The following is a 5,718-nucleotide window of genomic DNA, read 5'->3' as shown; positions in this document are numbered from 1 at the left end:
GCGATGTCGCGGGCGCTGTCGCTGGCCGTCGTGGTAATGGTGGCCGCGCCGCCCGCGCCGTTGATGGTCACGGTGCCGCCGGAAGACACCACCGCCCCGGTGATGGCCGTACCGGTACCCGTGCCGGTAACGGCGGTCGATTGGCTTGCGTTCCCGATCTGATAGGTGCCGTACTGGCTCGTGCGGAAATCCGTGGTGGTGGCGGTGATCGTCTGGTTGGCATTGGCACCCACCTGGTAGAGGGCGGAACCAAAACTACCATCAAAAAGCTTGAGGCCATTGAATTCCGTCGCCACGGCAAAGCGATCGAGTTCTGCCACCAGTTGAGACACTTCCGAGCTGAGGGCGGCCCGGTCGGAAGCGCTGTTGGTGGCATTGGCCGATTGCACAGCCAGTTCTCGCACCCGCTGCAGGATGTTGCCCATCTCATTCAGGGCGCCTTCCCCCACCTGGGCCAGTGAAACGCCATCGTTGGCGTTGCGCATGGCCTGGCTCATGCCGCGCACCTGCGCCGTCATGCGCTCGGAAATTGCCAACCCGGCGGCATCGTCCTTGGCACTGTTGATGCGCAGACCAGAAGACAAACGCTGCAAGGAGGTAGCAAGCTCACCGGAAGTACGGGAAAGATTCCGCTGCGCGTTCAGCGAAGCAACATTTGTATTGATTACCTGAGACATCATGGCTCTCCTAAATTGGCGTTTCTGCTGCGCTCTGCCATGCACGGGAAAAATTTGCCGGCAAGCAGCAGCCACAAATGTGGACGAAAGCTTTTAAGCAAACCACATGCCAGGAACAAGTCGCCTTACCCTCGCCTTACCCTCGCCTTATCCAGGCGATCGTTTTAAACTCCGTCGAAGGAGGAGTAGATGCCCATACATATGTTCAAACAGGCTGGTGTCGTGCCGGCCTCCCAGCTTTACCCCGGCCATCAGTTTGGCCGGGGTACCTATTGCATTCCCGGTGGTCTGCATATCCTGCAATGGAATCCCGAGGCTCGCCTCAAGGTCGGCGCCTATTGCTCCTTCGCCCACAATGTGCAGATCTTGATGGGTGGCAATCACCGAACCGACTGGGTGACCACCTACCCTTTCAGTGCCCTTTGGGCAGAAGCTTCGGGCCATTCCGGCCACCCTGCCCCGGCAGGTGAAACGGTGATCGGCAATGATGTCTGGGTAGGCTACTCCGCCTCGATCCTGGGCGAAGTCAGCATCGGCGATGGCGCCGTCATCGCCGCCCATGCCGTCGTGACCCGGGATGTGGCCCCCTACGCCATTGTTGGCGGCAATCCCGCCCGGGAGATCCGCAAACGTTTCGATGACGAAACCATTGCGCGTCTGCTGCGCCTGCAGTGGTGGAACTGGCCCGAGGAGCGCATCTTGCAACACCTGCCGGAATTACTCTCCGCCGACATCGAAGCCTTTCTTGCCAAAGCGCAATTGCGCTAGCGGCTAGCTTTCAAAAGGCCGCTGAACCCCTTCAACGAATCAGGACAAACAATGACTCAATATGTCTGGCAGACCTGTCTCAACGTCACAGAGTTGGAAAGCACCGCCTATCATGAGAACGTCCGTAGCGACCTGATCGAGGCCCTCGACCGGGAACCCCGGCGGGTACTCGATATCGGCTGCGGAGCGGGGGGTACCGGCGCTTATCTGAAGAGCAAGTTTCCCAAGGCAAGGGTTTGGGGCATCGAACCCAATCCCGCCGAGGCAAAGATTGCCAGGGAGCGGCTTGATGATGTCGTCGCCGGAAATTTTGAGGACACCCCGCTGGAAGCGCACGGCATCGAGCCCGGCAGCCTGGACCTGGTGATCTGCGCCGATGTTCTCGAACACCTGTACAACCCCTGGCAAGTGATGTGCCGCCTGCGGCCCTACCTCACGGATGACGCCCGGGTGGTGATCAGCATCCCCAACATCCGCTTTCTTCCCCTGCTGGATGACCTGGCCCGTGGCTACTGGCGCTACGCGGCAAATGGCACCCTGGACATCACACACCTGCGTTTCTTCACCCTCAAGGAATTGCGGCGCTTCCTGCACGAGACGGGCTACCGCGTTCTCAATGTAACCTATGGGCTCGACCCCACGATGCAGGAACAAGTAGGGCAGCTCAGGAAGAGCCTGCCCTGCACCATCGACACCGGCAAGCTCGTCCTGCGCGATGTGAAAGAAGAGGAATTGATGGAACTGCACAGCGGCCAGTTCTTCATCACCGCCACCCCCGGCAGCGAGCCCCTCCAGGCCTATGAACCTCCCAGGATGGGCTGTCTTTTCTGGCGTGGTCAGCAGACGGAGTACCAGGAGTTTCTGCGTTCGCATCAAATGACACCTCATGAAGCCCGGGCCTTTGATGCCTATCTGGATGCCATCGACCCCCCCCCTTCTTTTGATGTGGTCGTGGCCTCTACAGCCAGCACCCTCGACCAACTGGCCCTGACGCTAAACAGCCTGGCCCGTCAGCTTTACTCCCGGAACCGCATCACCCTGATCGGGGAAGGGCCGGCACCCGCCAGTATCGCCGCCTCCCAGCATCTACGCTGGATATCCTCTGTCTCCCCTTGGGAAGATATCACCCACCTTTTCTCCAATAGTTCTGCGGAATGGCTGCTGCTCCTGGAGGCAGGCGATCAGGTGGTCGAACATGCCCTGCCCTATGTAGCGGAGTACGGCATCCGCAAGCCGGAAGCCGCCATCGTCTATGTGGACGAAGACCAACTCGATACGGCAAACCGGCCAGACAGCCCCTATTTCAAGCCCGACATTTCCCCCGACTATCTGCTGGCCTTCCCCTATCTGGGCGAAGGAATTTTCATCCGGCGGCAAGCCCTGCAAGAACTCGGAGGCCTGCGTGTACAGCATCATGGGGACCCGTTGTATGACATTACCTTGCGTGTTCTGGCCCGGCGGGGCAGCCAAGCCATCGGCCACCTGCCCGACGTGCTCTACCGCCGCCACCCGCAGCGCAGCCTGAATCGGGAACTGGGTGGCGCCGATGGCACCCGGCAAGCTCTGCAGGGCTACCTCGCCCAGATTCGGCAAACGGCAGAAATTGCCCCTGGCTACCTGCCCGGCAGCCGGCAGATCCGTCACCCCCTCAAAGGCTTGCCCAAACTCCTGCTGTTGAGCGAGGCGCCCAGCGATGTCACGCAGTGCCAGCATCTGGTCGAACAGATCTTCCTCAAGAAAACCTATGCCGCAGCATCGATGGCGATCTTCGTCCCCACGGAGGGCTCGCCCGGGGCGCTCCGCTACCTGGTGAAAGTAGACCAGGCCGGCATCGAAGGAATGGAGGTTTATCAGATTCCCCCCCAGCAGCCCCTGGCAGCGCTGATCGATGCCGCCATCCGCCAAAGCGATGCCGACATCGTGATCCTGCTGCATTCAGGACTGCAGCCTGCCAGCCCTGACTGGCTGGAACGGCTCGCGGCCGAGGCCCAGAATCCCGAACTGGGCGCCGTCGCGCCACGCATCGTCGATACCCAGGGCCGCCTGATGGGCAACGCTCTCATCCTGGGTTGCGGCGGCCTCGCCAGCAGATTTGGTCACGGCTCGGCTTTCGATGATTGGGGGCACTTTGGCCGGCAACTCGTTGCCCAGAACCCCAGCGCACTCACCCCGGACGCCCTGGTGCTGCAAAGACAAACCTACATCGACATTGGCGGCCTCGACCTGCATCTGGAAAAGGCGGCCGCCGTGTTCGACCTCTGCCTCAGGCTGACGGAACAAGGCCGGCGGTTGCTTTGGACACCCGAGATCACGCTGATTGCCACCACCCAGCTACCCAACCATATCAGCGAGCAGGATGAGCAGACGCTATTCTCCCGATGGCTGCCCAAGATCGCCCAGGACCCGTTCTACAACCGCAATCTCAACCGCCAGACTCCCTTCGCCCTGGCCGACAAGCCCCAGGTCAGCCGCCTGCGCCTGCCCTGGAAACCCCTGCCCCGCCTGCTGGCCTTCCCCGCCGACCTGATGGGCTGCGGCCACTACCGGGTCATCGAACCCTTCAATACGGCCATGGCGGCAGGCAGGATCGATGGCTACCTGGGGACGGATCACTATGCCCCCCTCGATCTCAGCCTGTTCGATGCGGACACTCTGCTGCTGCAACGCCAGGTCACGGATGACCAGTTACATTATCTGAACCAATACCGAAAGTTCTTTCCCATCAAACTGATCTATGAACTGGACGACCTGATCACCAACGTCCCCACCCGCAGCTTCCATCGCAACCAAATCCCCAAGGACATTGCCAAACGCTTGCGCCAGGGGCTGCAATTGTGCGACCGCTTCATTGTCTCGACCGAGGGGCTGGCAGATGCCTATGGCAAATACACCAACGAAATCCGGATCGTCCCCAACCGTATCGACGCCACCAAATGGGCGCATCTCACCCCGAAACGGCGGGCAGGGCGCAAACCCCGGGTAGGTTGGGCAGGCGGCCTCAGTCATGGTGGCGATCTGGCCGAGATCGCCGATGTGGTCAAGGCCCTGGCAGGCGAAGTCGAGTGGGTTTTCTTCGGCATGTGCCCGGACGACATCCGCCCCTATGTGCACGAATTCCATCTGGGCGTCCCCACCCCCGAGTATCCCGCCAAGCTCGCTTCCCTCGATCTGGATCTGGCCCTCGCCCCCATCGAACACAATGACTTCAATTTCTGCAAGAGCAACCTGAAGCTGCTCGAGTACGGGATTCTCGGCTATCCGGTGATCGCCAGTGATTTCGGCCCCTATCGCTGCGGCTTCCCGGTCACCCTGGTCAAGAACCGCCCCCGCGACTGGATTTCGGCGATCCGGGACCACCTGGCCGATCTTGACGCCCTGGCCCGCCAAGGTGACCAGCTACGCCAGCACGTCCGGGATCATTGGCTGCTGCAGGACCATCTGGATGAATGGGTAGATGCCTGGTTTCATTTCTGAAGTCAGAAAACTACTTGAAAATGTCTCAAGTTCTGTAACGAGCACCCGTTAATAGGCCCAAGGGAAGCAGTTCAGACCTTTCCCTTTCCATGGTGAGTTGTTTTTAAACAAGGAGAATCCAAATGTCTACCGTCATCAACACCAACGTTGCCTCGCTCAATGCTCAGCGCAACTTGTCGAGCACCGCCAATAGCCTCAATACCTCGCTGCAGCGTTTGTCTTCTGGTCTGCGTATCAACAGTGCCAAGGACGATGCCGCCGGGCTTGCGATCTCCGAGCGTTTCACCGCCCAGATCCGCGGCCTGGATCAGGCTCGCCGCAACGCCAACGATGGCGTTTCACTGGCCCAGGTGGGGGAAGGCGCCCTGAATGAGATGGGCAACATCCTGCAGCGGGTGCGAGAACTGGCCGTGCAATCGGCCAATGCCACCAACAGTGCTTCCGACCGGGCCGTGCTGAATGCCGAAGTGACACAGCTGGTGGCGGAGCTCGACCGTTTTGCTTCCACCACTGAATTCAACGGCACCCGGCTGTTCGACGGTTCCAACAGCTCCCTGGTGTACCAGGTGGGTGCCAATGCCAACCAGACGATCACCGCCACCACCACGGATTTCCGCACGAGCCAGTACGGCACCTATCAGATCGGGAACGCAAGCCAATCGACCGCCGCTTCCGGCACGGGTACCGGTACGGCCATCACCGGGGCGGTGGTGTCTTCCGGCGGCACCGTGACCATCAACGGCGCGGGCGGCGCGGCCACCATTACCACGACGGCCAGCGACAGCGCCCGCGACATCGC

General features: G+C 60.7%; 2 protein-coding genes and 2 pseudogenes. 3 read left to right on the top strand and 1 reads right to left on the bottom strand.

From position 1 onward, the window contains the following. Nucleotides 1-677, bottom strand: a pseudogene (locus WBH99_RS08220) (flagellin); the annotation flags it as partial. 189 nt (nt 678-866) lie between these two features. Between WBH99_RS08220 and WBH99_RS08215 the strand changes: the two are divergent. The 3 genes and pseudogenes from WBH99_RS08215 to WBH99_RS08205 form a co-directional block, all read left to right on the top strand. Further along, complete coding sequence (locus tag WBH99_RS08215; protein WP_424219601.1) at nt 867-1,445, top strand: CatB-related O-acetyltransferase; 579 nt, start codon at nt 867-869, stop codon at nt 1,443-1,445. A gap of 51 nt (nt 1,446-1,496) precedes the next feature. Beyond that, complete coding sequence (locus WBH99_RS08210; RefSeq protein ID WP_424219600.1) at nt 1,497-4,919, top strand: methyltransferase domain-containing protein; 3,423 nt, start codon at nt 1,497-1,499, stop codon at nt 4,917-4,919. Between the two features lie 122 nt (nt 4,920-5,041). Beyond that, nucleotides 5,042-5,718 (top strand): annotated as a pseudogene (locus tag WBH99_RS08205) (flagellin); the annotation flags it as partial.

It is taken from the genome of Azovibrio sp. (assembly GCF_049658005.1).
Classification (GTDB): domain Bacteria; phylum Pseudomonadota; class Gammaproteobacteria; order Burkholderiales; family Rhodocyclaceae; genus Azovibrio.
Note: the sequence above shows the minus strand (reverse complement) of the source record. Positions and strands in the feature narration are given on the sequence as shown.

Excerpts from the sequence above, each read along its gene's own strand:
- WBH99_RS08215 (WP_424219601.1), top strand. The coding sequence starts at position 867 with ATGCCCATACATATGTTCAAACAGGCTGGTGTCGTGCCGGCCTCCCAG.
- WBH99_RS08210 (WP_424219600.1), top strand. The coding sequence starts at position 1,497 with ATGACTCAATATGTCTGGCAGACCTGTCTCAACGTCACAGAGTTGGAA.